Annotated in this window: 24 protein-coding genes, 4 tRNA genes and 2 pseudogenes; 23 read left to right on the top strand and 7 right to left on the bottom strand. The window is 36.0% G+C overall.

The annotated features are described in order from the left end of the window. Position 1: 1 nt before the first annotated feature. Positions 2-2,710, bottom strand: coding sequence for a phosphotransferase RcsD (gene rcsD / locus ACNARN_RS14300; RefSeq protein WP_198619784.1), 2,709 nt, complete (start codon positions 2,708-2,710; stop codon positions 2-4). Between the two features lie 202 nt (positions 2,711-2,912). Between rcsD and ACNARN_RS14295 the strand changes: the two genes are divergently transcribed. The 4 genes from ACNARN_RS14295 (at position 2,913) to ACNARN_RS14280 (ending at position 3,542) form a co-directional block, all read left to right on the top strand. Further along, a tRNA-Ser gene (locus ACNARN_RS14295) sits at positions 2,913-3,000 on the top strand. Between the two features lie 6 nt (positions 3,001-3,006). After that, positions 3,007-3,082: transfer RNA gene (locus tag ACNARN_RS14290), tRNA-Thr, on the top strand. Positions 3,083-3,372: 290 nt separating this feature from the next. Beyond that, positions 3,373-3,460, top strand: a tRNA-Ser gene (locus tag ACNARN_RS14285). A gap of 6 nt (positions 3,461-3,466) precedes the next feature. After that, positions 3,467-3,542, top strand: a tRNA-Thr gene (locus ACNARN_RS14280). 122 nt (positions 3,543-3,664) lie between these two features. Here the strand turns inward: ACNARN_RS14280 and ACNARN_RS14275 are convergent. Then, positions 3,665-4,402: a LexA family transcriptional regulator gene (locus ACNARN_RS14275; protein ID WP_160230518.1), complete on the bottom strand. Its 738-nt coding sequence runs from the start codon at positions 4,400-4,402 to the stop codon at positions 3,665-3,667. 238 nt (positions 4,403-4,640) lie between these two features. Between ACNARN_RS14275 and ACNARN_RS14270 the strand changes: the two genes are divergently transcribed. The 18 genes and pseudogenes from ACNARN_RS14270 (at position 4,641) to ACNARN_RS14185 (ending at position 18,490) form a co-directional block, all read left to right on the top strand. After that, the gene (locus ACNARN_RS14270) at positions 4,641-5,456 is read left to right on the top strand and encodes an antitermination protein (RefSeq protein WP_416304597.1); all 816 of its coding nucleotides are present in this window, start codon (positions 4,641-4,643) and stop codon (positions 5,454-5,456) included. 362 nt (positions 5,457-5,818) lie between these two features. After that, positions 5,819-6,127, top strand: a complete 309-nt coding sequence (locus ACNARN_RS14265; RefSeq protein ID WP_088495157.1) for a phage holin, lambda family — start codon at positions 5,819-5,821, stop codon at positions 6,125-6,127. Beyond that, positions 6,120-6,512, top strand: a complete 393-nt coding sequence (locus ACNARN_RS14260; RefSeq protein WP_416304596.1) for a structural protein — start codon at positions 6,120-6,122, stop codon at positions 6,510-6,512. The genes ACNARN_RS14265 and ACNARN_RS14260 overlap by 8 nt, the downstream gene beginning before the upstream one ends. Positions 6,513-6,520: 8 nt before the next feature. Further along, positions 6,521-6,970 carry a lysis protein gene (locus tag ACNARN_RS14255; RefSeq protein WP_198619787.1) on the top strand — a complete coding sequence of 150 codons (450 nt, stop codon included), beginning with the start codon at positions 6,521-6,523 and terminating at the stop codon, positions 6,968-6,970. A gap of 98 nt (positions 6,971-7,068) precedes the next feature. Continuing rightward, positions 7,069-7,581, top strand: a complete 513-nt coding sequence (locus ACNARN_RS14250; protein ID WP_198619788.1) for a phage gateway protein — start codon at positions 7,069-7,071, stop codon at positions 7,579-7,581. Between the two features lie 8 nt (positions 7,582-7,589). Then, the gene (locus ACNARN_RS14245) at positions 7,590-9,077 is read left to right on the top strand and encodes a DUF3383 domain-containing protein (RefSeq protein ID WP_416304595.1); all 1,488 of its coding nucleotides are present in this window, start codon (positions 7,590-7,592) and stop codon (positions 9,075-9,077) included. 10 nt (positions 9,078-9,087) lie between these two features. After that, positions 9,088-9,540 carry a phage tail fiber protein gene (locus ACNARN_RS14240; RefSeq protein ID WP_109373851.1) on the top strand — a complete coding sequence of 151 codons (453 nt, stop codon included), beginning with the start codon at positions 9,088-9,090 and terminating at the stop codon, positions 9,538-9,540. 63 nt (positions 9,541-9,603) lie between these two features. After that, entirely contained in the window at positions 9,604-10,062 is a 459-nt protein-coding gene (locus ACNARN_RS14235) for a hypothetical protein (RefSeq protein ID WP_198619790.1), read from the top strand. Positions 10,063-10,144: 82 nt separating this feature from the next. After that, positions 10,145-12,346 (top strand): hypothetical protein, encoded by a 2,202-nt coding sequence (locus ACNARN_RS14230; protein ID WP_416304594.1) that lies wholly within the window; start codon positions 10,145-10,147, stop codon positions 12,344-12,346. A 104-nt stretch (positions 12,347-12,450) separates the two neighbouring features. Then, complete coding sequence (locus ACNARN_RS14225; protein WP_198619792.1) at positions 12,451-12,939, top strand: phage baseplate protein; 489 nt, start codon at positions 12,451-12,453, stop codon at positions 12,937-12,939. A gap of 12 nt (positions 12,940-12,951) precedes the next feature. Continuing rightward, positions 12,952-13,272 (top strand): phage baseplate plug family protein, encoded by a 321-nt coding sequence (locus tag ACNARN_RS14220; protein ID WP_196533794.1) that lies wholly within the window; start codon positions 12,952-12,954, stop codon positions 13,270-13,272. Next, the gene (locus ACNARN_RS14215) at positions 13,241-14,053 is read left to right on the top strand and encodes a baseplate hub protein (protein WP_416304593.1); all 813 of its coding nucleotides are present in this window, start codon (positions 13,241-13,243) and stop codon (positions 14,051-14,053) included. Before ACNARN_RS14220 ends, ACNARN_RS14215 begins: the two co-directional genes overlap by 32 nt. A gap of 2 nt (positions 14,054-14,055) precedes the next feature. Then, complete coding sequence (locus ACNARN_RS14210) at positions 14,056-14,748, top strand: Gp138 family membrane-puncturing spike protein (RefSeq protein WP_416304592.1); 693 nt, start codon at positions 14,056-14,058, stop codon at positions 14,746-14,748. Continuing rightward, positions 14,745-15,089 carry a hypothetical protein gene (locus tag ACNARN_RS14205; protein ID WP_198619794.1) on the top strand — a complete coding sequence of 115 codons (345 nt, stop codon included), beginning with the start codon at positions 14,745-14,747 and terminating at the stop codon, positions 15,087-15,089. Before ACNARN_RS14210 ends, ACNARN_RS14205 begins: the two co-directional genes overlap by 4 nt. After that, entirely contained in the window at positions 15,082-16,269 is a 1,188-nt protein-coding gene (locus ACNARN_RS14200) for a baseplate J/gp47 family protein (RefSeq protein WP_416304591.1), read from the top strand. The genes ACNARN_RS14205 and ACNARN_RS14200 overlap by 8 nt, the downstream gene beginning before the upstream one ends. Further along, positions 16,266-16,922 (top strand): DUF2612 domain-containing protein, encoded by a 657-nt coding sequence (locus ACNARN_RS14195; RefSeq protein WP_196533791.1) that lies wholly within the window; start codon positions 16,266-16,268, stop codon positions 16,920-16,922. Before ACNARN_RS14200 ends, ACNARN_RS14195 begins: the two co-directional genes overlap by 4 nt. Positions 16,923-16,927: 5 nt before the next feature. Continuing rightward, positions 16,928-17,299 (top strand): annotated as a pseudogene (locus tag ACNARN_RS14190) (hypothetical protein); the annotation flags it as partial. Next, positions 17,273-18,490 carry a pyocin knob domain-containing protein gene (locus ACNARN_RS14185; RefSeq protein ID WP_416304627.1) on the top strand — a complete coding sequence of 406 codons (1,218 nt, stop codon included), beginning with the start codon at positions 17,273-17,275 and terminating at the stop codon, positions 18,488-18,490. The pseudogene ACNARN_RS14190 and the gene ACNARN_RS14185, both read left to right, overlap by 27 nt. 86 nt (positions 18,491-18,576) lie before the next feature. Here ACNARN_RS14185 and ACNARN_RS14180 read toward each other — a convergent pair whose 3' ends face one another. Together ACNARN_RS14180 and ACNARN_RS14175 are read right to left on the bottom strand one after the other, a co-directional pair. Continuing rightward, positions 18,577-19,494 carry a helix-turn-helix domain-containing protein gene (locus ACNARN_RS14180; RefSeq protein WP_198625776.1) on the bottom strand — a complete coding sequence of 306 codons (918 nt, stop codon included), beginning with the start codon at positions 19,492-19,494 and terminating at the stop codon, positions 18,577-18,579. Between the two features lie 373 nt (positions 19,495-19,867). Beyond that, a complete protein-coding gene (locus ACNARN_RS14175; RefSeq protein ID WP_036912664.1) occupies positions 19,868-20,047 on the bottom strand; it encodes a GhoT/OrtT family toxin in 180 nt (59 codons plus the stop codon). A 700-nt stretch (positions 20,048-20,747) separates the two neighbouring features. On the opposite strand from ACNARN_RS14175, the gene ACNARN_RS14170 reads away from it, so the two are divergent. Then, positions 20,748-21,290 (top strand): DUF924 family protein, encoded by a 543-nt coding sequence (locus tag ACNARN_RS14170; RefSeq protein ID WP_198619797.1) that lies wholly within the window; start codon positions 20,748-20,750, stop codon positions 21,288-21,290. Between the two features lie 72 nt (positions 21,291-21,362). On the opposite strand, the gene ACNARN_RS14165 is transcribed toward ACNARN_RS14170, so the two are convergent. The 3 genes and pseudogenes from ACNARN_RS14165 to ACNARN_RS14155 form a co-directional block, all read right to left on the bottom strand. Then, complete coding sequence (locus tag ACNARN_RS14165) at positions 21,363-22,139, bottom strand: dimethyl sulfoxide reductase anchor subunit family protein (RefSeq protein WP_198619798.1); 777 nt, start codon at positions 22,137-22,139, stop codon at positions 21,363-21,365. A gap of 3 nt (positions 22,140-22,142) precedes the next feature. After that, a complete protein-coding gene (locus ACNARN_RS14160; RefSeq protein WP_023581764.1) occupies positions 22,143-22,760 on the bottom strand; it encodes a DMSO/selenate family reductase complex B subunit in 618 nt (205 codons plus the stop codon). A gap of 11 nt (positions 22,761-22,771) precedes the next feature. Further along, positions 22,772-25,204: pseudogene (locus ACNARN_RS14155) on the bottom strand (DMSO/selenate family reductase complex A subunit). Positions 25,205-25,398 lie beyond the last annotated feature (194 nt).

Genomic DNA, 25,398 nt, shown 5'->3' with positions numbered 1-25,398 from the left:
TTTAATTGTTACCTTGCTGCAGCAACTGTTGAATCCATTTATCCAGTTGAGTGATACGTTCTTTGATCTCTAATTCATTATGATTTTTTATGTCATGCTCTAAATATTCACAGCTTTCTCTGAGATATTCTAAATCTAACATGGCAAAAACCCCTTTTAGACGGTGAGCTGTCTGGGCTAGAGAATAAAAGTCTTTATTTGTTGCTTCTAAGTGTAGTTTTTCAACATCAATAGGAACAGTACTGATAAATAGTTCCTTATAATCACTACCATTCAACTTCTTCCTATAATTATTAAGAATTACTTCGTATTTATCAAGGTTATTATTTTCATCCCAAATACTCTCTTCAGTTGTATCTAGGGAAAATGACTCATTTTCTTCAATTAAATAAGTAATAGCCTCTATTAAAGGATCACCGAAGTTATAGTTACACTTTATTAAATCTTTTGATATTTTTTCAAATCCAACAATAGAACTCATTAATAATATTGTTGGAGATTCAGGGTTATCATTCGGCGTATCCTTAAGTATGATATCGTATTCAGGATAAAGATTCTCTCTATTTTTATCAAAGTATGTGGCGCCATATTTATCAAGCTGTTGACAGATAATTTTTTCTATTTCAGGATTTTTTATAGCGAGTTTTGCGTTTACTCCCTCTAATAATACGTTAAATGTTCGTTCTTCAGTATCTATATGCTGGTATGGGAGTGCAATTTGGAAATGAGAACCAATACTTTCTTGGCTCTTAATCGTTAATTCTCCTTGTATTTTGTTGCATAGCAAATGGCATAAATAAAAAATGATACCTGAATTAGAATAATATTTGTCTCCCATTGCTTGTCCTAAGAATGGGTATTTTATATTAGCAATATCTTGAGGGGTAAGCCCGCTTCCACTGTCAATAATATCTATAAGTATTTCTTCTTTATCTTTATTTTTAACTAAATTCAGATTAACGGTTATCTTTCCATAATTAGTCGTGCTAATGGCATAATTAATCAATGATAAAATAATCTTACTTAAAGCGGGACCATCGTTAATTAAAAGTAATCCAGGTCTTATATTATTGTGGAAATAAAGTGTTAGGCCTTTTCTTATCATAAAAGGTGATGCTGTTATCAGAATAGATTCAACTAATGTTGATAGTTCAAATTCATCCTTATGAATTTTCCATTCTTGGTTTTCTAACTTATTAATTAATGTAATGTTTTCTATCCATTCAGAAATGTAATTTGTTTTCTCTAATAATAAGCTAAGCAATTGTTGATGAGTGTCTTCGGGTAATAATTCTTTAAATTGATAAACCATCTCATTTATATCTTTGATAGGACGCATTAATTCTAATGACATATTAGATAAGATCTTGCGTCGTGCGATGGTATTTTTCTCATATTCTTGCTGTGCAAGTTGTAATTTTTTATTGATTAGCGCTTCGTTATCTTTATTCAGAAATATGAATAATGAGGTATTGTCAATATTGTTATTATTACTTGTTCTTATTTCATAAATTTCGTTGTTGATAGCCGTTTGAATTAAGCCATTGTGCTCAACTGCCATTTGGCGGATCTTAGATAAATCGATATGAGGCAGTAATTTTTCCGCATGACTATTACTAATAATCTTATGGTTAGAGGAAAAATTATAGACTAGTAATCCTATCGGAAGGTTTGAAATGATGTCGTTTGTCATCTCTTCTTTGATCCGTAGATTACGAGTCATAGAGATATAAGGGAAAACGTACTTGTTACGGATATAAATATGGCCAAAAACGGAGATAGAAATAAATATCAGCAGACTGATTAATAACCAAATATTTTTGTAGGCAATCTCTTTTATAATCGACTTCATAGGGTATTCATAAGAGAGTGAATATGGGATCCCAATAATCGGTTGAGAAAAAATCAGTGAAGAGCCATCGGTTGATATTTCAATGTTATTCTTGTCATAAACAGATTGCTGACCTGTCGGAAGTAATCTTAAGTAGTGTGGAGATAGCTCTGAAGGCAAGAAATTATTGATAGGCAAATCAAACGCCACTACGCTGGTTAGCTGACCCGGAACATTAAACATAATACGATAAGTATAGTAATAAATGTTTTCCGTAGACATTTTCCTAATAGGAGAAAGGCTCTCTTTTTCATCTAATGCAGTTGATTGCATCAATAACTCAGACCGTTTACTTTCAGCCGTTAATGTTAAATAGCTTTCTTTGTAACGGATCTCCGGTTTAAGCACAGAATGGGTCGTAATTAAGATAAGATCATTCCCTTTACCATTTAGATAATAAAGTGAACTGTAATCATTACGCACACCCCAAAGAATTTCGAGTGAATTTGCAAATCGTTGTGCTAACTGAAAGGTTTGCTCATTGGGTTTACCAAATATAATGGAATCTACGGTTTGGTCTCGTCCTTCAAGCCAAAATACATCAGAACGCAATTTTATTGGATTAAGTCGCAATACAGGAAACATCGAGGTATCGGTTATTTTATTTGATAACTGAAAAAGCTGATTAGAGTGATAACGGTAATCTTCAACCTGTCGAGAGAATTTGAGAGTTGTATTGTTGATAGCGTTTTTTTTGCTATCTAGCCAAGTGTCAAAATAACTGTAAGCGTATAGAAAAAGCGATATGACCATAAAAAGAAGGAATAGGGCATATAGACGAGTTAGTGTATTTGGCTTGAGTTGGTTCAATGTACGCATTCAGTTTGCGAGCCTTTAAGAGACAATGTAATTAAAAATAGAAAATTGAATAAACAATCACCATTATTCAGCCATTATATTAACAGGTTATCCTTTTAAAAGGGATATTCGGATGAACTTTGAGCAAACAAACAAAAAAATCTATTTTTTTTACAATCGGAGCTAGACAGCGGAGTCAGAGATAGGCATAATTCCGCGCTATGGAAGGATGGCCGAGTGGCTGAAGGCAGCGGTCTTGAAAACCGCCGATGGGAAACCATCCTAGAGTTCGAATCTCTATCCTTCCGCCAGAATTAGCCGGCTTAGCTCAGTTGGTAGAGCAACTGACTTGTAATCAGTAGGTCACCAGTTCGACTCCGGTAGCCGGCACCATATAAGAACCCGTTATCTCGTAAGAGGTAGCGGGTTTTTTCTTATCTATAATTCTCTTTTTTATTTTTCCTCTTATTTATTTTTATTTAGTTCCTTATGGGGTACTCCGTTTATTTCTTGATATCACTCTGCTTTTTTATCTTTAGTTATCAAAAATTAATCAATATATTAGTGAGTTAGCATTTTTTAAGCAGAAAGCGTTTGAAGATTGAGCAAACAGATAAAAAAGTCATTTTTTTTACAATCAGGACTAGACAGCGGGGTCAGAGATAGGCATAATTCCGCGCTATGGAAGGATGGCCGAGTGGCTGAAGGCAGCGGTCTTGAAAACCGCCGATGGGAAACCATCCTAGAGTTCGAATCTCTATCCTTCCGCCAGAATTAGCCGGCTTAGCTCAGTTGGTAGAGCAACTGACTTGTAATCAGTAGGTCACCAGTTCGACTCCGGTAGCCGGCACCATATAAGAACCCGTTATCTCGCAAGAGATAGCGGGTTTTTTCTTGGATCAATTTTAATATTGAAATGATATAGTAAAAAAACACCACATAAAAAGATTGTGGTGTTTTTGTGTATTATCGTGATCACCAACCCATCACAGACCAATTAAATACTCGTCCCAAAATTTTTACTTCTTCTAATGTCGAACGCTCATCTGGGTAATCAATAGTATTATAGCTACGGATGATAATGGTGTTATTGGGGAGTCGGTGTAAAATTTTAACTCTCAAAAGATCGCCTTGTTGAATAGCATAAATACCACCATCAACAATTTTTGTATGTCCTGTACTGATAGTGACAATCGAACCATCAGGAATAACTGGGGACATACTGTCACCATGAACTTTAAAAGCAACGGCATCACTAGGTTGAACGCCATAGCGATTAAATGTAGAACGAGAAAATCTCAATAATTCCACCTTTTGATTATCAGTGGTACAACTTCCGAAACCTGCAGCCAATTCAATAGTAGTATAGAAGGGGATCTCAACTTCATCTCGTTCTATCGGCGTATTATTATCCCAATCATCAACAGGTGTCATTTCATTTACTGAAACACCATCGTTTCTTTTTGCTCCTCGCCCATATTCTAACCATTCTGCTCGAACATCGAGCCATCGACTTAATGCTAAGATATTTGTTGGATCAGGAATTGACTCATTGTTCAGCCATTTCCATACAGCTGGAGCACTGACTTTTATGCCTTGCTCAGCGAGTGCATCTGTAATTCTTTTACCTAATCCACGTCCTGCAATCCCTGAATCTAAGCAAGCTTCTTGAAGCCTTTTTGTGAACTCCGTTTTATTATCATTTTTAACCACTAGTTAATTTCCTTTGCTGCTTGACGTCACTTTGGTTAAAATATAGCATTAACTATTAGTTAATAAAAGTGCGAAAAGTACAAAAAAGTAACTAAATAAACCAGTGCAAGAGTGGTAAGTAAAAATCACGTTGAGATAACGCCGTAAAATGCGGGTGATTTAGATGCATAAATGCCATGCCTTGTCGTGGTACATGGATGACCAATGAGTAGTGATAGGAAATCAAAAGGAGCATTAAATGAGACTAGCAGACTTACCTAAATATTTTTCACCAAAAAGCATTGTATTAAGTGATGTAAGAACAGTGAAGGCAGTAGATTCACTGTCAGTGACTGATGTGATGACATCAATTAGTTTAGCAACTCGAAAAGGGCGAATGGGCATAGAGTTATTTTTAGCTAAACATAGTATTAATCATCCCAGTGAAGCAATAGAAAGCCTTTATCAATATGCACTAACTCAGGCTTATCAATATAAAGCCATTGATAAACTTAATGAAGATGTGAAAGCTAACGTTTTACACATTATTGCTAATTATGCTTTCCAAGATTACGCAAGAAGTGCCGCAAGTAAGAAAGCGTGTCCTGATTGCAGTAATGGATTTATTGAAGTTGACGTTTTTACTACCAAAAGCTACACCTCAAAATCTGTTAAAGAGCTTGAGCGAAATTTTAAAAATGAGCTTAAAGTTAAACCCCAAAATAAAACTTCTTACCGTGAACTAAGAGAAACAACTCGAGTGGTTTGTCCTACATGTAAGGGGAAAGCTGAAATTCGTTTAGCATGTCGTTGTCATGGACGTGGTCAAGTTTTAGATAAAAAAGAGAGTGAAAAGCAGGGTATGTCTGTTTTCAAACCTTGTAATCAATGTTCAGGACGCGGGTATCCTCGTTTAAAATTCAGCGAAGTATTAGAGAAAGTACAAATGGTGGTGAGTGTTTCTAAAACTGCTGCGTACAGTAACTACAAGCCGTTATTTGAACATTTAGTTGAAGAGTGCTTTAAAGAAGAGTCCTTATCAGAAAAAATTCTGCAAGAAGTGACTGCTAAGTAATAATTTTCTCTATTTATTTATTTTTGCAGAAACTAGTTATTGACTTCTAGGAAAAATAAGCATACTATAACTCCACAGTGAGAGATTTGTATCTAAAGACCTCACAACAGAATATAAAAAGCCCCACTTTTGAAGTGGGGCTTTTTTGTATCTCTATTTTCGTAACTAATATAAATTAACGATATCTGTTAAATTTTATTTTCAATAGAAGACCACCATGTGGTCTTTTTTTCTATCTGCCACTTATCTAATTAGATAAAACATAAACATACTCATGTTAAAACAGTACTTAAATTTAAGTGCTGTGGATGAGTATATTATTTATTACAGTTCCTCCTATTGGAGGTAAGCCATGAGAAACAATGAAAGAAAATCCAGATCTATGGGAACAGATATTTATTGTCCTTTCTTCAATGAAAGAACAAGGAATATCAGCCTCTCTAGCTGGAGGAATGGCTATTCTTCGAGGTTTATATAACGGCGGAGGATGGAAAAAAACCTCTATAGATGGGCTGATGTGTGCAATGTTTGCTTGGTTTATTAAAGATATTCTAATTTTATTTAATATTAATCATGAGTTTGCTTACTTAGCCAGTGTGTTTATTGGCTATGTCGGAGTAGATTCCGTGAGTAAACTCCTTAAAGGAAGAGCAGGAGTTAAAAATGGCTAAAATAGCACGAGGTGAGCGTAATAATAATCCCGGTAATATCCGGCACGGTTCGAAATGGCAAGGATTATCCATAGAGCAAACCGATAAAGATTTTTGTCAATTTATTTCACCTGAATATGGAATACGAGCTATCTACAAATTATTACAAACGTACCAAAAAAAATATGGTTTAAACACTATTAAAACAATTATCAATCGTTATGCTCCACCTAACGAAAATAATACGGCAGGCTATATTATTAGAGCATCAAAAGAAATTGGTATTGAGGAAGATAATCCAATTAATACACAATTAAAAAATGTCGCTATTCCTTTAGCAGTAGTGATTGTTAATATTGAACTTGGCTATCAACCTTATTCAGAAAAAGTTTTTGAAGATGCCTAGTTGTTATTATGAATTATTTATTAAAAATAATGGCAATAGTGATTTTATGCCTAGGTATAGGATCGATTTGGTTAATTGATAAAAATAAATCCTTGAAAAAGGAATACAATAATATTAATCAATCTCTTATTCAACAGATTGCAGAGAATAAAGATTATCAATTAAGAATAAGTCAGCTTAATCAACTTGATAATCGTCATTTACAGGAACTTGTGCATGCAAAAAAAGAAATTGATCAGTTGCGTGATATTAGTGAGCGTACTCCTGAGCGGGTGTATATCAAAGCAGAATGCCCCAAAATATCAGCCAATTCCACCACCGGCTTGGTTGATGCAAGCACCGCCAGACCTACTGACACCGCTATCCGAAATTATTGGGTACTCAGAGAACGAATTGCGCAATCAGAACAGATCATTTTAGGTTTACAAGATTATATTCGGCAAGAGTGTATTAATTAAAAATCCCTTTAATTAATTTATAATCAATAAAAATTATTTATAAAATAAAATAGATTAAATTCTTATAAAGAAAAGGAGAGTTATATTAAGGAGGTAAAATGAAAGATAATGATATTAATATTGCCATTCGTGAACAACTATTAAAACAATTTAAATCAGCAAATATTAATGTTGATGTTATTGCTGGTTATCAGCCAGATAAAAAACAAGATAATAATATTATTATGTTTTTTCCTATAAAGGAGGTTGGCCAAGGTTGGCAAAAAAGAAATTATAATATTCAAGGTGATAATGCAAATCATAAAGAAAAACAACTGTTCGAATTAACATTTCAGGTTCAAGGTTTTATTAAACAACATCCAAATTTAACAGCAGGTGATTTAATTCGAATGACTCGAATGATTATTAATTCGTTGTCTTTTGTCGAATCAATGAGAAAAGTGGGAATAGGGATACAACGTGCGAGCGAAATTAGACGAGCGCCGATAATAAATGCTGGAAATAGTTATGAGCATAATCCCTCATTTGATTTTAATGTCACTTTTTCCAGTACGTTATCTTTAGACACTGCTGCAACAAATTTAATTATTACTAATCTATATCGTATTTAAGGATAAATATGTCTATTAAACAAACGCGCTATATTGATATTGCGAGCGCAGTTATTGGTGCATCAGCCGCACCTATGCGTAAACTTACAGCTCGTATTTTCTCAACAAACCCTAAAATTCCAGCAGGGAAAGTACTTGAATTTGCTAGTGGGCAAGTGGATGAATTACTTGGTGCAGGATCACCAGAAGCGAAATTTGCTCGTCAATATTTTAGTTATGTTAGTCCCGCACCTATTAGTAAACCTAAAGAGCTACAAATTGCTTCTTTTGAACCCGTAGGTCGTGCTCCGACATTATTTGGTACGCCAGCAGCAACGCTTGATAAATTAAAGTTAATTGAAGAGGGTGCATTTACTTTGACTATCGGTGATATCTCTAAAAATATTACTGATATTTCCCTAAAAGATGTTGAGTCTTACGCTGATGTTGCTTCTCTGATCCAAGCTAAATTAAATGCTGAAAGCGAACCTCAATTTGCCAATTGTTACGTCACTTTTAATGCACTTGATGGTGCTTTTTTGATGAGTGGTGGTGTACAAGAAAAAGCGAAGATCACCATAGATCACTCACCTTTAGCCGATGCTATGGGGTTAAGTGACGGAGAGGCATCTGAGGGTAATGTGGCACAAACGGCGCTTCAAGCATTTATCGCTGCAGAAGCGATTTCTGATTCATTTGGTAGTGCGACATTCTTAACCGAGCTTTCAGTAGAGCAAAGTGTTGAGTTAGCAGAGTATATTGCGGGTGAAAATGTAAAATACCAGCTCTATTTATCAGTTCCGGATAAACAAGCCGAAATTTATAGTAAAGCATTAATCGGTACCGCATCAACGGGATTAAATTTAAAAACAGATGATGACTTTTTTGTTCAAGCTCTACCGATGGCAATTATGGCGGCAACAGATTTTGATCGCACAAACGCGACGACTAACTATATGTATCGTCAATTTGGTATCACTTTCCCATCTCAAGTTAAGACAGATATTGCGGCGGATAGATTAGATAAATTACGCGTGAACTATTACGGTGAAACAGCTGTTACTGGCACTGATATTAGCTTCTATCAACGTGGTTTTTTATGTGGAAATGCTTCTAATCCATTAGATATGAGTGTTCATACTAATGAGCAATGGCTAAAAGCCCATATCGCACAGCAATGGTTAAGCTTATTGCTTTCCACTCGTGGTATTCCAGCGAATAAAGATGGTGAAGCAAGAGCGATGATGGTTATTGCGGGTGCGGTTACGAAAGCATTAAATAATGGCACTATTCTTATGGGTAAAACGCTGGCTGAAGTACAAAAAATCGCAATTACAGATGCAGCAGGTGATGATTTAGCGTGGCACGATGTACAAAATAAAGGTTATTGGTATAACGCTGAAATCGTTGAAGAAACAGGCCCTTCTAATTTACCAGAATACATCATGAAATATGTATTAATTTACGGTAAAGGCGATTGGGTTCGTAAAGTTGAAGGCTCACACAATTTAGTTTAAGGAACAAACAATGAACGATATTTCAGCAACAGGTTTAAGTTTAATTATTCAGGCAAGTAACACATTTCCTGCAGGTATTCCTATTACCACATTTTCAGATGATGGTGATCCTTTAGATTTACCAGCAGTAGATATCACTCAAACCGCAGTAGATATTAATGGTAATTTAGTGAGTTGGTCAGCGCCTACACCTCAAACTGTGACGGTTAATGTATTAGCGGGTAGTGAAGAAGATGAAAACTTGGCTATTTTGCTTGATGCAAATACAGCAAGACGAGGACGTCGTCATGCAAGCGATATTATTACATTAGTGGCTTCTTATGGTGATGGCTCTATTACCACTGCTCGTAATGGTCGAATTACTAATGGTAGTCGTGGTAATTCAATTGCGAGTGCTGGGCGTCTCAAATCTAAGCAGTACACCTTTATTTTCCAAGATTTTGATCGTGTCAGAGCACGTTAATTTTTAGCGTTATTCTTATTCATCTAATGGCGGCTTTGGCCGCCTTTTTTATGGAATTTAATTATGTTAATTAAACCAAAAGAGATCACTGTTATTGATAGTGATCGTGAAGAACATACTTTTATTATTAGCCGATTACCTGCAACTATTGGGCGAGAAATTCTTGCTAAATATCCTTTATCAAATGCACCTAAAATTGGCGATTATGAAGTTAGCAAAGAAGCCATGTTAAAAATGATGGCTTATGTGGCAGTTGAAAAAGAAGGGCAAGAGATTTATCTAAAAACCAGCACATTAATTGATAATCATGTGCCTGATGGGGAAGCTTTGATTCGTCTTGAACTCGAAATGCTGAAGTACAACACCAGTTTTTTCGGCAAAGACGGGAGCCCAAATTTCCTACAATACCTGCTAGGCAAGTTCAGCGGTTCTCTCCCGTCGATTATAAAAACGCTGATGGCTTCTTTGCAGTCATCATCTCCGCGGGTTTCGCCTCCTTCACAGAACTCAAAACAACTATAGATCTAGAGGAAGCCTTTGATCTGTGGGAGATCGCGATTACTAATCGTTATAACGAGGCGCTTGCGGCGTCAAAGGAGAGATAATGTCTCTATTACAGGTATTTTCTCAGGTACTAATGTTGGAGGCTGAAGTATCTGATAGTGCATTAGCAAATATTAGAAAATCAGCAGATGAAATTCTTGTTGAAATGAAAAATATTGAACAGGGGGTTTCAGGAGGTATTACTAGTTTCTATAACTTTGTTCAAGAAATTCACCTCAATCTTGGGGAATTACCCGAAGATCATGACATAAGTATTTCATTTAATAGTGATGAAATGACAAGTGCTTCTGTAACTATTGAAAACTCAATTCAAAGCATTGTTAAAAGCGCACTAATGGGAACGCAAGAGTTTGATAAATTCTTGCAAGAAATCTTAGTGGGCATGCTGGGCTTATCACTTAATGAGCCAATAAATATTGATCTTAATATCAGTGAAACTCAAGATAAAATTAATTCAGTAACACAAAGTATTGATGACCTGAAAAGCGCTATGTCGGTGTTAGATTACCAAAGAGGATTGGTCAATAATAGTGGCGGTGATGAAGCTCATATTTTAGCAAACCTGAATGCTGAATATGATGCAATGGAGGCGCAATTATCTTCACTTAATGGTGAGTTGAGTTCTTTAACTGAAGCTGAAAAGAAAAATAAAGAAAGTAAAATTGTCATCGATGCACTGATTAAACAATTAGGTGCTGATTACGATACTTTTATTACCATAATGCAAACGCAAGGCATTGAAGCGGCAGTTAAAGAAGCAAAGGCTCAACGTCGATTAGGTGATAGTGTTGATGAAACAGGTAAAAGCTATCAGAAAACCACAGCGAAAATGAAGGACTATATTCTTAACGCCATTGGCGCTAAGGATATTACGGGGACTTTGCAAAAGGTTTTTTCTGCTTCATTAGATCGCGCCAAAGAAATAGAGTCGCTAGATAAACTGAGTAAAAAAATAGGTATCGCAGCTATCGATATCGATGCATTTTCAGGTGCTATGGCTGAAATTGGGGGCACAAAAGAGGCCGCTCAAGCTGATTTGACGGCAATGGCCAATGCATTTAATGATACAGAAGATCCTATCGAACAACTTTTAAAGACCGCAGATAAAGTCAAAGGGATGAGCTTTGATGGTGCCCAAAAAGAGCTGGAAAAACTGGGTGTTGTCGATGAAAAAACCATTGAATTAATGATGAAGGGGCGCGAAGAATTAGAGCGCACAATGGGGGTTCAAAAACAATTTTCTGGTATTAATGATGAAAGTATCGAAAGTTCTATTCAACTTAATACAGTAATGAATAAGTTTGATCAATTAGCAGCACAATTAAAAAATAACTTTTTAGAGATAATTATTCCCGTTCTTGCAAAAGGAATAACGTGGTTTGATAAATTAGTTAATTTTTGTATTGACAATAAAGATTTTGTTATCGGTTTCTTTTCAGCTATTGGTAGTGCTGTTGCCATTTTTTATTTACCTGCAATGGTGTCTGCGGCAGTTGCTACACTTGCAACGGCACTTCCTATATTAGCTATTGCTGCTGTTATTGGCATCTTAGCGACGGCATTTAAACTCGTTTATGACGATATTATGAATTTTATTAATGGTAATGATTCAATGATAGGCAGTATATTGGATCAATACCCCGCGCTTAAAGACGCAATAATGATTGTATGGGAAGCATGGCAAGTTTTTGTTCAATCTTTAACGATTGCTTCAAAGGCTATTGCTGAACATGTTATTGCTGCTTGGAATTATATATCTGACGCATTTAATCAATTTGTTATAGCGCTTAATGCAGGCATTAATAATATTATCGAGTGGGGGCAATCAATTATTAATGTTTTTGTTTTTGTCTCTGATGCTGTGGTTAGCGTATTTAGTTGGATGTGGGAATATATAGAGAAAATATTAGGTTGGGTTAATGAAGGTATTGATTCAATAAAAGGGATTTGGCAATCAGCAAAAAGCTTTTTAGGTATGGAGGATGCTGAAAACGAAATAAAAGTTGTTCAAAAAGTAGAGCGACAATTATCTGACGAAGGCAATCTCAATTACACCATTCCACAACCAAAGCCAGCAATACCCTATTATAATCCAGTACAAGATGTAAATGCGTTAAATAATGGATTAACACTGTCATCAACAAATAGTTTAAACCCGATGACCAGTCAAATGATCAGTAACCAATCAAGCGTTAAAAATGAAAGTAATGTTCAAATTGGTGAAATTAGAATTGAAACATAAGCCACTGACGGGTCTGGTGTTGCGAAAGCGATTAATGAAACATTGATAAATGAAGCTGCTAAAGAAATTTCAGAGCACTACTCTAGCGGAGGTAAGAGTTAATTATGATAACTGAAGTTAGAATTTTTGATTTAGAGTCATTTGCAACACTATTTGATAGCGTTAATCCGATGAAAGTTTCGATTACTGATAGTCACCAAGTTATTAAATTTGCGGTTGAAAATGGTGAAAATCGTAGCGACCACATCATTGTTGATCCTATTAGTATAAGTGTCGAATTACTATTAACGGGTGATATTGTGAATCGTTACTCTATTATCAAGCAGCTTTATGACGAACACACACTGGTGGGAATTCAAACTAGAGCCAAAACCTATCAACCGATGTTGTTAGAGAGCCTCAGTCATGATGAAGATCCCCAAAAAGTGAATGCCATCGAATTAAAACTCAAATTTATAGAATGGAAAACAATAGAGCCTGAATATAATAAAAAATCTTCTAAATCGACAAAAAAACCAAAGCAAACCTCAACAGTCAATCGTGGAAATGTCAAAAGTAAAAAATCAACACAAATAGGAAAAAAAGAAAAATAGGAGGTAGATAAAATGCAAACTATTCCATTACAAGCTATTCCTAATCAGCGATTTTCTGTCGAAATAGCTGGTGTTGATTGGATTTTTACGTTGAAGGTCGCTAATCAAACCATGTTTTGTGATATTGAGCGAGATGGTGAAGTACTTATTACAGGTATTCGCTTGGTCGCTAATACACCTATTATTCCTTATCGTTATTTAAACCAAGGGATTAATTTAGTTTTTTTAACAGAAAATGATGCTTTACCGTGGTATGAGGAATTTACAAAAACACAATCATTAGTGTATTGGAGTAATGAAGATGGATCTTCGGCGAATAAGGGTGGGGATTGAGGTCGGCGAAAGGCTTCAATGGTATGAAGGATTGCGTATATCAGCAGGAGGAAAGAAATATGCAAATCCATTACAAAACGAATGTAAAATCGCTATTACAGGGCTTAATGCCGAGACAAGGGATTATTTGCTGACGGAAACCAGCCCTTATAATAAAAATAAGCAAGCTCGGCGACTTTATTTAGAAGTTGGTCGAATTAACTCTGGTTTATTTTCGCTTTTTATTGGCGATATCGTCAGTGCAGAAATAGACTCTCCTCCGAATGTCACCGTAACGTTATCTGCAAAAACCAGCCATTATTGTTCTGGGAAAATTATTTCTTCTAGTGGTGGCGCAATTCAAAAATTGAGTGAAATCGCGTTAGCCATTGCTAATGACTGTGGTGTGAAATTAGATTTTCAGGCGACCGATAAGAATATTGCTAATTGGTATTATTGTGGCTCCGCATTACATCAAATAGAGCGTTTACAAGAGTCAGGAAATGTTAAAGCTTTTATTGATGATGATACGTTATTCGTAAAAGATGACGATAAAGCATTAAAAAGCCGATTTCGTATTTTGAATATGAATTCAGGCATGATTGGCATTCCTAAAGCCACAGAGAGTGGATTGACGGTGAGTTATCTTATTGATAGTACCTCTGAATTAGGCGGAATGCTTCGCCTTGATAGTAAACTAAATACCTCACTAAATGGCGATTACATTATTGAGCAGCTTGAATTTAAAGTTGCCTCTCATGATGCTGATTTTGCCTATACCGCAACATGTAAACGAGCTTAACTATGAGTAAACCCAATAATGATATTGCCAGTGTTGGTTCACTGGCAGGGGCTTTTTCGTCTGCATTTCGCCATTTTATGATGAATACAGATGATATGTTACCCGCAACTGTCATTAATTATGATGAAAAAACCAACCGAGCCATGATAAAGCCCTTGGTCATGATGTTGACTACGGATGATGAAAAAATCTCTCGAGCCCCTGTTGCTAACATTCCTGTGTTTCGATTTGGTGGCGGTGGATTTTTTATTAGAGCCCCCATTAAACCCGGTGATTTTGGCTGGTTAAAAGCCTGTGATCGTGATATTAGCCTTATTTTTCAACGTGGTGGTTTAGAAGATCAACCCAATACAACACGATTACATTCGTTTAGTGATGCTATGTTTTTTCCTGACACGATCAAAGGATGGGCTATTGATGGGAGGAACATTGATGCCTTAGTTATTCAGTCAATGGATGGTTCAGTCTGTTTCTCTCTTCATAACGATAAAGTTGTATTAGAAACCCCAAAATATGAGATCAACGCACCTGAAACGATATTTACTGGCAATGTTACTGTTAATGGTAATTACGCTGTAAATGGTAATAGTGATTCACAAGGTGGGCTGATGCGCCATAACGGAAAAGATATCGGCTCAACACATACTCATAGTGGGGTGCAAGCAGGGAAAGACAATACAGGGAGTCCAATATGAGGACATTTTCAATAAACCAGCAGAATGATTTTGCGATAGGTGCTGATGGTAACCTTCAAATTTGTGACAACGATGATGCAGTAAAAAATCTCTGTCAGCATTTTATTAAGGCTGTCCGTGGTGAAATGCTACATAAAAAAGATAAAGGTATTCCTTATTGGTCAGCAACATTTAGCCGACAAGCTGATCTTCCTTTATTTGAAATGGCGTTTCGACAACGTATTGCTGAAATAGAGGACGTTGTCTCTATCACTTATTTCCATGCTTTTCTAGAAGAGGGAACATTGAAATATCAGGCAGATATACGCACGATATATGGAGGATTTACATTGAATGGCTGACTATCGTTATATCAATAATAAAGGTGTGATTGTTCCTGATACATCAACATTACGAAATCGTGTAGAAGACGAATTTCGTGCTGTATTTGGTCAATCCATTAATTTATCGCCAGAAACTCCACAAGGAGTATTGGCGACTATGGAAATTGAAAATCGGGATGCGATTGTTCGTAATAATGCTGAACTGGCAAATCAAATAAATCCAGATATTGCTGGCGGTATTTTTCTCGATGCAATATGGGCTTTAATGGGCGGCGAGCGTATTAATGCCACACATTCCTATTTAAGTGATGTCGAGTTTATGGGTATTCCCGGTACTATTATTCCTAAAGGTTCTCAGGCACTCACAATAATGGGGGCTGTTTTTGAAACGTTATCGCCATTAATTATTGCTAATAATGGGAAAATTAATGGCGATATGCGAGCCAAAGAATATGGCTCTATTACTTGTAGTATTGGGCAATTAAATAAAGTGGCAAGTTCTGTATTAGGATGGGAAAAAGTGAATAACTTAACCCATGCAGTTGTTGGTCGTCATGCTGAGTCAGATATAAAGGCAAGGCGTCGGCGTAAACAAACACTCGCTAAAAATACAGTCAGCGTTGCAGACGCAATTACTTCTTCGTTATATGAATTAGAGGGCGTTAATTCTCTTTCTTTTCGTGAAAATTTTAATGATAAAGCGTTAATTGTTGATGGTATTTCATTATTACCGCATAGCATTTACGTGTGTATAGAAGGTGGGGATAGCCATGAAATTGCTAAATCATTATTAAGAACAAAAACAATAGGTGCTGCATTTAATGGTGATATTGAAATAAAGGTAATAGAGCCAGCAAGTGGTCAAGAATATCCTATTAAATTTTCACGACCGAAAGAAATATCGGTGTTTTGCCGTGTTTCTGTAAAAAAATCCAATATTGATGCACAAACCATTATTCCTAATGCGTTAGAGAAATGGGTACAGGGTGAAATAGATGGAGACAATGGGTTGGTGGTCGGGCGAGAAGTCTCCCCTTTTGAAATTTCAGCGGCGGTTAATGCGGTGGAGCCTCATTTATTTGTCACTAAAGTGGAGCTTTCAACAGATGGAAAGAATTGGAATGTTGCATTAATTCCTATTGGTCTTAATCAAATTGCCCGATTACCAAAAGGGGCAGTACAAGTGGTGATCGTATGAATATTCAAGAATTTGATTTTCATTCTGATCTACTTAAAGCGATCCTCTGGCAATATGAAAATGCAGATAAGCTAAAAGCATTAGCACATTTAAAAGCAGCTTACTTTAATCAATCTACGGTTTCATTTTGGCAAAACTGGTATCGAGATGTATTTAATATTGATACAGCTAACGACTTTGGTTTATCCGTATGGTCACGTATTTTAGATGTGCCTTTAGGGATTGATATTCCTCCTAGTGATAAAAATAAAATAGGTTTTGGCTTTGGTAAAAAGAAAACCAATTTTAAGGCAAACTTTAGACGAAATGCGGATTACACTCTATCGCTGACTTTAGATCAAAAAAGAATGCTGGTGAGAATGCGTTATTTTAATCTCACTCAAAGTCCTACCGTGACCAATATTAATGAGTTTCTTAAACGTTTTTTCTGGCGTGAAGATAGCAAAGTCTTTGTGCTCGATCCTTTTGATATGACGTATATGTATTATGTTTTTAATTTTAATCCAGATGAACGTTTACGTCTTTTATTAGAAAACTTCGACTTAATGCCGCGTCCTTCTGGCGTGGGCGTCAAATATCGTATCGTAACCAAGAAGGCCTTTGGTTATGGTCAATATCGTAAAAACTTTCTGAAGAGTAATTTCGGAGAATAATTCCTATGACTAAAATATTTAAAACCCCCTTTGCAACACAAGGGGATAAAACAGTTGTGCCTGTTGAAATTCAATCTGATGGTTCTGTGTCTTATACACAAGGTTATGGTTACGATTATGAACGTGACCAAGTTACTGATCCAGCAGCAAAAGATATTGAACGTGAAAAAATGAATAGTTTATTTCACGATATCACCGAGTCTATTGGTGAAATGCAATTGCAGGGTTTTGCTAAGTGGTTGGAAGCAGGCAAACCTTATCCTATTCGTAGTGTGGTTTATCATAAAAATAAAGCTTGGCAGTCTAAAATTGAAAATAATAATGTTGAACCAATTGCTGGTAATGCATGGATTGAATTAAAAGCGGATATTACAGCGAATGAAGTTGGCGCTTATTCTAAAGACGATGCGGACAAACGCTTTCAACCACTAGGTAAATATCAAGTTGAAGGTCATAGTTATTCAAAAGCCGAAACTGATACGAAATATCAACCGAAAGGGAATTATGCCCCTGCGGGAAATTATGCTACTAAGGGCGAAAGCTATACCAAAGTAGAATCTGATGGTAAATATCAGCCAAAAGGAAGTTATCAACCGTCGGGCGATTATGCGACTAAAGGTGAAAGCTATACTAAAGCTGAATCTGATAGTAAATATCAGGGGAAAGGGAATTACCAAGTAGCGGGTTATAGTTACTCAAAATCTGAAGCGGATAATAAATATCAAGCGAAAGGTAATTATGTTGCTGCCACACGTAAAGTTAATGATAAGCCATTGAGTGGTGATGTAACGGTAACATCGCAAGATATTTTTTCTAATCAGGCGATTTCAATTGGCGCTAATCAAAATTTAAATAACTATAAAACAGCGGGTATTTATTTTCAGCCAGCGAATGCAAATGCGACTACAAATTTAAATTACCCAGAAACCATGGCGGGTACATTAATTGTTTTAAAAAATGCGGGTATTACTCAACTTTATTATGTTTATAACACGAGCCGTATTTATTCTCGTAGCCAGTATGATAAAGGTAATTTTACACCATGGGCAAAAGAGTTTAATAGCCAAAATAAACCAACCGCAGGTGATGTAGGCGCATATTCCAAAGGCGAATCAGATGGTAAATATCAACCCAAGGGGAATTATCTAGCTTCGGGGTATAGTTATTCAAAAGGTGAGTCTGATGGTAAGTATCAGCCGAAAGGAAATTATTTAGCTTCTGGATATAGTTATTCAAAAGGTGAGTCTGATAATAAATATCAACCAAAAGGGAACTATGCTCCCGCAGGTAGTTATGGAGCTAAGAATACGGCTAATAAAACTGGAAGTGGGTGGTGGAAATGTGGTGATACAGGCATTATGCAACAGTGGAATGAACATAAATGGAGTGCAGGGCAGTCATTAGATTTTAAATTTTCAGTGCCTTTTCCTAATACTGTTTTGACAATAATGGTTACAGCCGCAGATGGGTATGCAATGTTAGGTACAACTAACCGAACAAGGACAGGGTTCACTTTAACTGGAAATTCTGGTTATATCCATTTTACATATATAGCGATTGGGTATTAATTTTGATTCTGAGTGTTAATTCTCAACTTTCTATTCCCAACAAAAGCCACCTATTTTATAGGTGGCTTTTCAGCAATAAGATAAAACTACTCTTTTATCTTACTTTTGTCCTTATCATCCACTTCAATTGGAATATAATAATTAACATCTTTTAATAGTGATGCAGGTTTGTTTAAAAGAATTGAAATAGGATAATCATCTTTAAAAATATACTCTTCAATATCTGGAGCACCGTTCTTTCTTGGTATATTGAGTTTTCTAAGTAAAATACCATAGGTGTTATAGATGATATCTTTATAATCTAATTTTAATAATGCTTCAGGAATACTAAATTTTAAATATCTTGTGTTTTCTATCTGAGTTCGATGAGTCAATTGAGCATTATAAATTTCAGGCGTATTACCCATCATAGTTGAATATTTAACGGTTAATTCATCATTTTTCTTAGATAAAATATTATGTACCGCATAGACTTTATCATGTTTATAAAGTGCATATTGAAAGAAAATCTTCCAGTAATCTTCCCGCGCTTTTTCTGTACTAAAATTCCAATCAATCATATTTGCTTTATAGGTATGCTCTATACCGATTAATGGAAGAGAGTCTATTGTGACAATCTCAATATCGAGGTTAAAACCACTAAATTTTCTTAACGGTAGTGTAAAGCCGTGAGCTTGCCAATTCTCTTTTCTACGATAATTATAAGGCGTTATATTAAACAGTTTTTTAAACGCTCTTGAGAATGTCTGCTGAGAATCAAAACGATATTTTAACGCAATATCAAGTAGTGGCGTTCTTTGTAAACGTAATTCGACCGCAGCACAAGAAAGACGCCTTGCTCGAATATAAGAGGCTAATGTCAGACCTGTTTGTTCTTTAAACATACGTTGAAGATGCCATTTCGAATATCCTGATTTCTGTGAGACATTTTCGAGTTTGAGATCTTTTTCTAAATTCTCTTCAATCCAATAGATAATATCTGTAATGACATTTTCGCTAAACATATTTAGGCTCTGATTAATAATTTATTTTCGGTAATATAAAAAGAAAGGCATTTAACCAATTTATATTAGATACTGTAATTAAATTAAGTTTGATTGTAAATTTATAAAAACATTGTAACTTATAAAGTGTATTTAAACGGGCATCTATATTTTTGAAAAACCGATCTAGCTTTAACTGATTGATATATATAGCGTAAGTTAATGTCATTTAAGTTTTAAACCAACCATTAAATATTTTTTCTTTAATAAAATCTAAGCTAAATGTGTTATTTTTATAATTAAATTAATATAAGTAATTATCCGTATAATAATAAATAGTTATTATTCTAATTTAATAGAATATAACTACATTATCCGTTTTGTTTTGGAAAAATTAACTAAAAATAGAGAAGATAAGTGCCATAGGGAAGCTAAGAGGCCAAGTTAAGGCGATTAATAATGCACTTAAAAGGCGCATGGCTAGGCTAGGATCTTTGGTTAAAAAGAAAGTAATAATAAACGATATTACAGCCCCAATAAGGTAGCTTATTCCAATAATAGAGATAGCAGACATAACAGATCATTCAGTAAATAGACTGCAACAATTGTACTCCAAAATTGTTAAAGAAACAGAGGAATAGGGCAAACTTTTCAATAAATGTCATTACTAATGTGCAAATTTTAAACATTCATCTCATTTTTGATCTCCGATTTCTTTGCGGTGTAGTCACACAAGATAATAACAAGGTTAAAGCCTAAAAATCAAAAAAATAAAATGTAGTAGATTGATTTAGCTGATTATTTGTAACAACCTTTATTGTTTTGAAAAGAGGGTTATTAAAAAATAGAACAAAATGGTATCGATCTTTTTTAGTGGTTTCACTATAAAAATTAAAATTTTTAAATGCTGATTTTTAAGGCAGGATAGTGATGAAGAGATAAATTCAATGTTTGTAAAGTGCACAGGTTAATTATATTACATCATGATATCGACAGAATGTAATAAATGGGATGAATGCCATTTTATACATACTTGTAGATAAATGAGCTTATGGATGGCGCGACTTAATGGATTTAAGCGTTAGCTAGGAAGCATTTAAAATCCCCTTTTAAGATTGAAAAGGGGATTTATTTTTATGTCTTTTTCGGATAGGGGTTAATAGCCGTCACTATATTAAAATGGTAACTTACCAAAGTCGTAATCCGCCAATGACGTTTATTTTGATGAAAATAAACGCTGTTTTGATTAATAAATAACTAGCGTGGTAGTTTTTATGATCCCTTATCAATCAACTTTGACGTTTTGGTTTGAAGAATGCACACCAGAGCAATGGTTTAAAAAAGATATTCAGTTTGATAAAGAAATTAGCCGCAGATTTGGTGAATTATGTTTAAGTGCGAGTCGTGGCGAGCTGGCATCATGGAGAGAAACAATAGAAGGGCGCTTAGCTGAGATTATTATTCTTGATCAGTTCTCACGTAATATTTGGCGTGATACGCCAAAAGCTTTTGCCCAAGATAATATGGCATTAATCTTAGCGCAAGAAGCTATCCGATTACCTGAATACCTGACTTTAACACCTGTTAAACGTAAGTTTATTATCATGCCATTTATGCATTCAGAATCATCTAAAATTCATCAAGATGCGGTTACCTTGTTTTCTCAGCTTAATGATGAAAACACATATCAATATGAACTGCGACATAAAGAAATTATTGATAAATATGGTCGCTATCCTCATCGTAATGAGATTTTAGGCCGAACGTCTACACCCGAAGAATTAGCCTTTTTACAGCAACCGGGCTCTGCATTCTAAAAAAATGCATACCTAAAAAGGTATGCATTTTCGTTTATTTCTCTTACGGATTACTTTGTAAGAAAATTAAGACTACATTGTAATATGCCATAAGTTATAGAATGCAATACGACCTGATAACTCTGCAATAATGACCGCAGCAGCACAAGTTGCTAGCGTCATTTTTGATGCTTGGGCTTTTACTGCAGTAAATCCTACAATAACCACACCTAATGCTAATACAGCTAATTGGAATCCCCAAAATAGAGATTGGTCAGCGCTGAGTTCTGGGCCTGTAAAGCCAAGGAAACTCACATAACCAGAGCGAGTAGCAAAAGTGATAATGGCACCGATAATAAAGGACAATGCGCCTAAACGTCTTGAACCTGTTGCCATTGCTAATACACCACCGCCAACTAATAACGTCATCCAAAATTGCAATGTGGTGTAGTCTGTGTTCCAGTTAGCAATTGTAGGAATATGGTAAACTTGAGGAATTGACCAAACAAATGCTAGACCAAAAACAACGGTAAGTAGGTTACAAATTTCACGTAAGCCCTTCCATTTTTTCATCATAGTGAGTGCAACAGTTGCAAAAGCAAAACCTGTAAACACACCACTTAAAAACGCTTCATTACTCATTGGAGAACGACCAACGCCTAAGAGCATATTGAAAAAACGCAGTGGCTGACCAACGTGTAATCCACCAATACCTAAGCCAACTAATGTTAAAATCAGGGCTAAAATATTAGCATTACGCAGTTGGTTTTCATCAATTTGACCTAATTTTTTACTGATATAAGCAATAAGAAACAGGCCTGCTGCTGACGAACCTAAAACAGTAAAAAAGACTAGAGGAAGTTCATGCATGGTTTATACCTCCGCCGCATTTTGAACTGAGCCGGTTTTATCACCAGAAGGTTTCGCTTCTTTGTGGGCTTTGATCACGATATTTGGATTGGTCAAGCTAGGATCAGGCATTGGTGCAATACCACATTCAGTACCATGTTTTGCTCTGATCACTTCAATATCATCAAAATCAAGTGCACGTTGAGGACAAGACTCAACACAAACCGGTTTCATGCCTTGTGCTACACGCTCGTAGCAACCATCACATTTAGACATGAGTTTTTTCTTCTCATCGAATTGTGGTGCACCATAAGGGCAACGCAATTCGCAATAACGGCAACCAACACAAATATCTTGGTTAACAACCACTAAACCATCTTCTTCACGTTTATGCATAGCGCCAGTTGGGCAACCTGCAACGCAAGTAGGGTTTGAACAATGGTTACAAGAAATTGATAAATAATAACTATAGATATTTTGTGTCCAGATCCCGTCTTGTTTTGCCCAGCTACCACCACCGTATTCATAAACACGGCGGAATTTAGGGCCTAGATCTAAATCTTTTTCATCCTTGCAACTGACTTGACACGTTTTACAGCCAGTGCATTTAGTGGAGTCAAAATAAAAACCATATTGCTTCATGAGTTAACTCCTTATGCACGTTTCACTTCAACAAGGTTTGTATGTTGTGGATTTCCTTTAGCAAACGGCGATGGGTGCCAGCTTGTTAATGTATTAATACATCCACCAGTATCTACACCTGTTGTATCAAGTGAACGCCATGCACCTTGCGGTACTGCAATCACACCAGGTAATACACGATCTGTCACTTTGACGAGAATATTTAAACGACCACGAGCATTATAAATCTCAGCAATATCGCCAGATTTTAATCCACGTTCAGCTGCATCAATTGGGTTTAACCAGAATTGATGAGGAATAGCTTCACGTAACATAGCAACGTTATAGTAGCTTGAGTGAACGTGCCCTTTATCGTGGAAACCCGTCATTTGCAGAGGGAATTTCTCTTTAAGCTTAACGTTTTCAACGCCTTCTTCATTTTTACAATATTCTGGAATTGCAGGAATACGATCGCCTTCTGGTAAAATCCAGCCATCAGTATCTTGCATAAGTTTTTCAGAATAAATTTCAATCTTACCTGACGCTGTTTTTAATGGATTCGCGATAGGATCTTGACGGAATGCTTCAAGTGCAACGTATTGATTACGGTTAGGTAATTTACGATCGATAATTCCTACATCATTAGTTTCTGCAAATGTAGGCAGTGCTGGGTTTTTCTCACGCATTTGGTTATAGCAATATTCAATCCACTCTTCGTAAGTACGTCCTTCGGTGAATTGCTCTTTGGTGCCCATCTTTTCTGCAATATCAGTTAAGACATCATAGCAAGGGCGGTTTTCCCAAAGTGGTTTAATCGCATTTTGTAAACGGACGACATAGTGGTAAGCACCACTTGCGTAAGAGTTATTGATAAGATCGTTTGTCTCAACGGTTGTCACATCTGGCAGTAAGATATCAGCGTATTTTGCAGATGGTGTCATGTGGTTATCCCACACTAAAATAAACTCACATTTTGATTCATCTTGCAGTAAATCATGTGTTTTATTCAAGTCAGCGTGTTGGTTACCAATCACGTTACTGGAATAACACCACATAAATTTAATACCCGTATCGAGCTTATCTTTATTTCTGACACCCGCATTTTTGCTGGTAAGTTGCTCACCGCGAGCAATTGCTTCAGACCACATAAATGTTGGGATCAAGGTCTTAACTGGGTTAGGTAGAGCAAAACTTGCAACTGGATAAGCAACGTTACCACCCCAACAACCTGTATTTGTACCAGGGCGACCAATATGACCTGACATTAATGGTAGCATCATAATCGCACGACAGGCTTGTTCACCATTTGAAGTACGCTGAATACCCCAACCTTGAGAGATCCACGCAGCTCTTGCACCGCCAATTTCACGCGCTAATTGGATAATACGTGCAACAGAAATACCAGTTAATTTGCTTGCCCACTCTGGTGTTTTTGCAATGCCATCAGGGCCATTACCTAAAATGTAATCTTTATAAGAGCCATTTTCAGGTGCTGATGCAGGTAGTGTTTGTTTATCCCAACCGACACAGTATTCGCGTAAGAAATCTTCATCGGTGAGGCCTTCTTGGATCATCACATAGCCTAATGCAGCGACTAACGCAGCATCAGTACCCGGATAAATAGGGATCCATTCTGCACCTAATGTTGTCACACTGTCGGTACGGCGAGGGTCAATAATGATAACTTTACTTTTGCTCTTATCTAACGCATTTAACGTTTCATAGAACTGACCACCACCAGACATACGTGTTTCAGCAAGGTTATGACCAAACATCACAACTAAATCTGAATTCTCAATTTCTGTTAACAGTGATTCCAGCATGTCACCATAAACATAAGGCACAATACCGGTTAATTGAGAGTATGAATAAGTACCATAGTCACTTAAAAAACCACCAACAGTACTTAATAAGCGTTTACATGCCGTTCTACCGTGTAAGTTTGCACCTGTAGAGCCTGTACCATATTGGTAATAAATAGACTCATTACCGTATTTTTCGATGGTATATTTTAATTTTTCCGCGATGATTGAAGTGGCTTCATCCCAAGAAATACGCTCAAATTTACCTTCACCACGCTTACCAACACGCTTCATTGGGTATTTTAAACGATCGGGATTATATGTTTTCCAACGTACAGAACGACCACGCAGACACGGACGAATTTGGTGAAGACCAAATGTTGAATCGTCATACATAGTTTCATTAGAAATACGACGAATAACGCCATCTTTCACATGAACTTTTAATGGACAACGGCTACCACAGTTCACTAAGCATGCACTGTATTTGATAGTTTCAGATGTCTCATCAGGACGAATACCCTAGGGAGTTTGAGCATTAGCAGCGAATGGTAATGAAACCGTTCCTGCAACAGCAGCAGCACCAGAAATAACGGCTGCAGACTGAATGAATCCACGCCGACTCATTTCAGTAATAGAAGTATTATTTTTAATTTTTGACATTGACATTACCCTAACATTTTTCACAACAAGTAAAGTTGTATATATATGTTAAGTTATAACCCTTCTACCTATAATGATTTATATCAATATAAAAAATGTTAACAAGGTTATATAAAAAAATAATTATTAAACAAATGGTTACATTTTTTGATAAATACCACTTTAGTGGTAAATGAAATATCAAATAAATAGGA

Origin of the sequence: Proteus sp. TSJ240517 (assembly GCF_047921575.1) — a bacterium.
GTDB lineage: Bacteria > Pseudomonadota > Gammaproteobacteria > Enterobacterales > Enterobacteriaceae > Proteus.
The sequence above is the reverse complement of the archived record's forward strand: the minus strand, read 5'-3'. Positions and strand labels throughout refer to the sequence as shown.

What these genes read in the sequence shown, in the direction of transcription:
- rcsD (WP_198619784.1), bottom strand. Translation starts at nt 2,710, where the DNA reads ATGCGTACATTGAACCAACTCAAGCCAAATACACTAACTCGTCTATAT.
- ACNARN_RS14270 (WP_416304597.1), top strand. Translation starts at nt 4,641, where the DNA reads ATGAGACTAGCAGACTTACCTAAATATTTTTCACCAAAAAGCATTGTA.
- ACNARN_RS14265 (WP_088495157.1), top strand. Translation starts at nt 5,819, where the DNA reads ATGAAAGAAAATCCAGATCTATGGGAACAGATATTTATTGTCCTTTCT.
- ACNARN_RS14260 (WP_416304596.1), top strand. Translation starts at nt 6,120, where the DNA reads ATGGCTAAAATAGCACGAGGTGAGCGTAATAATAATCCCGGTAATATC.
- ACNARN_RS14255 (WP_198619787.1), top strand. Translation starts at nt 6,521, where the DNA reads ATGAATTATTTATTAAAAATAATGGCAATAGTGATTTTATGCCTAGGT.
- ACNARN_RS14250 (WP_198619788.1), top strand. Translation starts at nt 7,069, where the DNA reads ATGAAAGATAATGATATTAATATTGCCATTCGTGAACAACTATTAAAA.
- ACNARN_RS14245 (WP_416304595.1), top strand. Translation starts at nt 7,590, where the DNA reads ATGTCTATTAAACAAACGCGCTATATTGATATTGCGAGCGCAGTTATT.
- ACNARN_RS14240 (WP_109373851.1), top strand. Translation starts at nt 9,088, where the DNA reads ATGAACGATATTTCAGCAACAGGTTTAAGTTTAATTATTCAGGCAAGT.
- ACNARN_RS14235 (WP_198619790.1), top strand. Translation starts at nt 9,604, where the DNA reads ATGTTAATTAAACCAAAAGAGATCACTGTTATTGATAGTGATCGTGAA.
- ACNARN_RS14230 (WP_416304594.1), top strand. Translation starts at nt 10,145, where the DNA reads ATGTCTCTATTACAGGTATTTTCTCAGGTACTAATGTTGGAGGCTGAA.
- ACNARN_RS14225 (WP_198619792.1), top strand. Translation starts at nt 12,451, where the DNA reads ATGATAACTGAAGTTAGAATTTTTGATTTAGAGTCATTTGCAACACTA.
- ACNARN_RS14220 (WP_196533794.1), top strand. Translation starts at nt 12,952, where the DNA reads ATGCAAACTATTCCATTACAAGCTATTCCTAATCAGCGATTTTCTGTC.
- ACNARN_RS14215 (WP_416304593.1), top strand. Translation starts at nt 13,241, where the DNA reads ATGGATCTTCGGCGAATAAGGGTGGGGATTGAGGTCGGCGAAAGGCTT.
- ACNARN_RS14210 (WP_416304592.1), top strand. Translation starts at nt 14,056, where the DNA reads ATGAGTAAACCCAATAATGATATTGCCAGTGTTGGTTCACTGGCAGGG.
- ACNARN_RS14205 (WP_198619794.1), top strand. Translation starts at nt 14,745, where the DNA reads ATGAGGACATTTTCAATAAACCAGCAGAATGATTTTGCGATAGGTGCT.
- ACNARN_RS14200 (WP_416304591.1), top strand. Translation starts at nt 15,082, where the DNA reads ATGGCTGACTATCGTTATATCAATAATAAAGGTGTGATTGTTCCTGAT.
- ACNARN_RS14195 (WP_196533791.1), top strand. Translation starts at nt 16,266, where the DNA reads ATGAATATTCAAGAATTTGATTTTCATTCTGATCTACTTAAAGCGATC.
- ACNARN_RS14180 (WP_198625776.1), bottom strand. Translation starts at nt 19,494, where the DNA reads ATGTTTAGCGAAAATGTCATTACAGATATTATCTATTGGATTGAAGAG.
- ACNARN_RS14175 (WP_036912664.1), bottom strand. Translation starts at nt 20,047, where the DNA reads ATGTCTGCTATCTCTATTATTGGAATAAGCTACCTTATTGGGGCTGTA.
- ACNARN_RS14170 (WP_198619797.1), top strand. Translation starts at nt 20,748, where the DNA reads ATGATCCCTTATCAATCAACTTTGACGTTTTGGTTTGAAGAATGCACA.
- ACNARN_RS14165 (WP_198619798.1), bottom strand. Translation starts at nt 22,139, where the DNA reads ATGCATGAACTTCCTCTAGTCTTTTTTACTGTTTTAGGTTCGTCAGCA.
- ACNARN_RS14160 (WP_023581764.1), bottom strand. Translation starts at nt 22,760, where the DNA reads ATGAAGCAATATGGTTTTTATTTTGACTCCACTAAATGCACTGGCTGT.